2 protein-coding genes are annotated in these 3157 nt (G+C 70.1%); both read left to right on the forward strand.

The annotated features are described in order from the left end of the window. On the forward strand, positions 1–2451 hold a 2451-nt coding region (locus IEZ31_RS50385), incomplete at its 5' end, for an ATP-binding protein (protein ID WP_229837094.1). Between the two features lie 21 nt (positions 2452–2472). Continuing rightward, positions 2473–3051, forward strand: coding sequence for a response regulator (locus tag IEZ31_RS50390; protein ID WP_190257285.1), 579 nt, complete (start codon positions 2473–2475; stop codon positions 3049–3051). The last annotated feature ends 106 nt before the right edge of the window (positions 3052–3157 follow it).

The raw sequence follows: 3157 nt of genomic DNA on the forward strand, positions 1-3157 counted from the left end.
AAGGGCGTCTCGGGCACCTGGCGCGACCTCACCGACAACGTCAACTCGATGGCGTCGAACCTGACCAGCCAGGTCCGCAACATCGCCCAGGTGACCACGGCCGTGGCCCGGGGCGACCTGTCCCAGAAGATCACCGTCGACGCGCACGGCGAGATCCTCGAGCTGAAGAACACCGTGAACACGATGGTCGACCAGCTGTCGTCCTTCGCCGACGAGGTCACGCGCGTCGCCCGCGAGGTCGGCTCCGAGGGCAAGCTCGGCGGCCAGGCCCAGGTCCGCGGCGTCTCCGGCACCTGGCGCGACCTCACCGAGAACGTCAACCAGCTCGCCTCGACGCTCACCACCCAGCTGCGGGCCATCTCCCAGGTGTCCACGGCGGTGACCCGCGGCGACCTGACCCAGCGGATCGCGGTCGAGGCGCTCGGCGAGGTGGCCGAGCTCAAGGACAACATCAACCAGATGATCGTGACCCTGCGGGAGACCACGAAGAAGAACGCGGAGCAGGGCTGGCTCGACTCCAACCTGGCCCGCGTCGGCGGCCTGCTGCAGGGCCAGCGCGACCTCGGCGAGGTCTGCCGCATGATCATGACCGAGGTCACCCCGCTCGTCGACGCCCAGATCGGCGCCTTCTTCCTGGCCGGCACCGACGCGGCGACGGGGCTGCGGCTACGGCTCGAGGCGTCGTACGGGTACGTGGCGCCCGGCACCGAGGTCTCGTTCGCGCCCGGCGAGGGGCTGATCGGCCAGGCGTCGCTGTCGCGCCGCGCGATCCGGGTCAGCTCGCCGGTCGACAACCGCCTCCAGGTGCGCTCGGGCCTGGCCGCGACGCCGCCGGCCGACCTGGTCGTGCTCCCGGTGCTGTTCGAGGGCGAGCCGCTCGGCGTGATCGAGTTCGCGAGCGTGTCGCCGTTCTCCGACCTGCACCTCGCGTTCCTCGACCGGCTCGTGGTGACGATCGGCGTGGCGCTCAAGACGATCCTGGCCAACCGGCGCACCGAGGAGTTGCTGTCGCAGTCCCAGCGGCTGGCGCTGGAGCTGCAGGAGCAGTCGGCCGAGCTGCAGCGGACGAATGCGGAGCTGGAGGAGAAGGCGACGCTGCTGTCCGAGCAGAAGGGCAACATCGAGAAGCAGAACCGCGAGATCGAGATGGCCCGCCTCGGGCTGGAGGAGAAGGCGCAGCAGCTGGCGCAGGCGTCGCAGTACAAGTCGGAGTTCCTGGCCAACATGAGCCATGAGCTGCGGACCCCGCTCAACTCCATGCTGCTGCTGTCCCGGCTCCTGGCCGACAACCCGGACACCAACCTGACGGCGAAGCAGATCGAGTTCGCGGCGACGATCCACAACGCCGGCTCCGACCTGCTGGCCCTGATCGACGACATCCTCGACCTGTCGAAGATCGAGGCCGGTCGCATGGACGTCGAGCCCGGCGAGGTGTCGTTCGACGAGATCCGCTCGTACGTCGAGCAGGCCTTCGCCCCGCAGGCCGAGGACAAGGGCCTCGACTTCACGGTGCGGACCGACTCGGCGCTCCCGCCGGTGATCGTCACCGACCCCCAGCGGCTCCAGCAGATCCTGCGCAACCTGGTCTCCAACGCGGTGAAGTTCACCGACGCCGGCTCGGTCACGCTGTCGATGGAGGTGGCGCCGCCGGAGATCGAGTTCAACCTGCCCACGCTGGCGGGCGCCCGCCGCGTGGTCGCGTTCTCGGTCGCCGACACCGGCATCGGGATCTCCGACGACAAGGTGGCGCTCATCTTCGAGGCGTTCCAGCAGGCGGACGGGACGACCAGCCGGAAGTACGGCGGCACCGGGCTCGGCCTCTCGATCAGCCGGGAGCTCGCGCGGCTCCTCGGCGGGGCGATCGGGGTGACGTCGGACGTCGGTCGCGGGGCGACGTTCACGCTGTACCTCCCGGACGTCATCGCCACCGAGGTGACCCCGACGATGCACACCGTGCCGACCCAGCCGGCCCCGGTGCAGATCCGCTCGCTCCCCGCCGGCCCGGCGATGCTGCGCCCCGTTTCGTCGCACGAGCACCGCCCGTCCGCGGCCGCCCACCAGCTCGACGGCGCGACGGTCCTGATCGTCGACGACGACGTGCGCAACGTGTTCGCGCTGACGAGCGCGCTGGAGCTGCACGGCATGACGGTGCTCTACGCCGACAACGGCTCCGACGGCGTCCGCATCCTGTCGGAGCACCCGAACGTCGACATCGTGCTGATGGACGCGATGATGCCCGACCAGGACGGCAACGAGACCACGCGCGCCATCCGCCGCAATCGCCGGTTCGCCGAGTTGCCGGTAGTGTTCTTGACGGCCAAGGCGATGCCGGGCGACCGCGAGTCCTCACTGGCCGCGGGCGCGAGCGACTACATCACGAAGCCGGTCGATCTCGACGAACTCCTGGACGTGATGGCAGCCTGGGTCAACGGCGAGGGCCGAGCGGTATAGATCTGCTTTGGAGGTTGAGCGTTGACCGGACCGGACCGACCGGCGAAGGTGCTGCTCGTCGACGACCGCCGGGACAACCTGCTCGCCCTGGAGGCGATCCTGCAGGGCCTGCCGGTCCAGACGGTGGCCGCCGAGAGCGGCGAGGAGGCCCTGAAGCACCTCCTGGTCGACGACTTCGCCCTCATCCTCCTGGACGCACAGATGCCGACCATGGACGGCTTCGAGACGGCCCGCCACATCAAGCGCCGCGAGCGCACCCGCCACGTCCCGATCATCTTCCTGACCGCCGCCGACCGCGACTCCCACCTGGCCCTGCGCGGCTACGCGGCGGGCGCAGTCGACTACCTGACGAAGCCGTTCGACCCCTGGGTCCTGCGCGCGAAGGTATCGGTCTTCGTGGAACTCTGGAACATGACCCAGACCCTGGCCGCCCAGTCGGAACTCGTCCGCGTCCGCGAGACCGAGCTCCGCGCCGCGGGCGTGGCCGTCGACGAGGCCACGGCGCTGCTGAAGGCGGCGCTGGCCGCCGACGGCGAGCTCGGCCGCGAGCAGGTCGAGAAGGCCATGGCGGTGTTGGCGAAGTCCCGGCCGCGGTTGTAGACCTTTTGGGACTCGGGTCCGCGCAACTGACGACCGTCGCTCCCGCCAGACACCGCTCGTGGCGCCGGTGCATCCGCCCCGGCGCCACGGACGCTGCCATCGCCGT

The organism is Dactylosporangium sucinum (assembly GCF_014647515.1).
Classification (GTDB): Bacteria; Actinomycetota; Actinomycetes; order Mycobacteriales; family Micromonosporaceae; genus Dactylosporangium; species Dactylosporangium sucinum.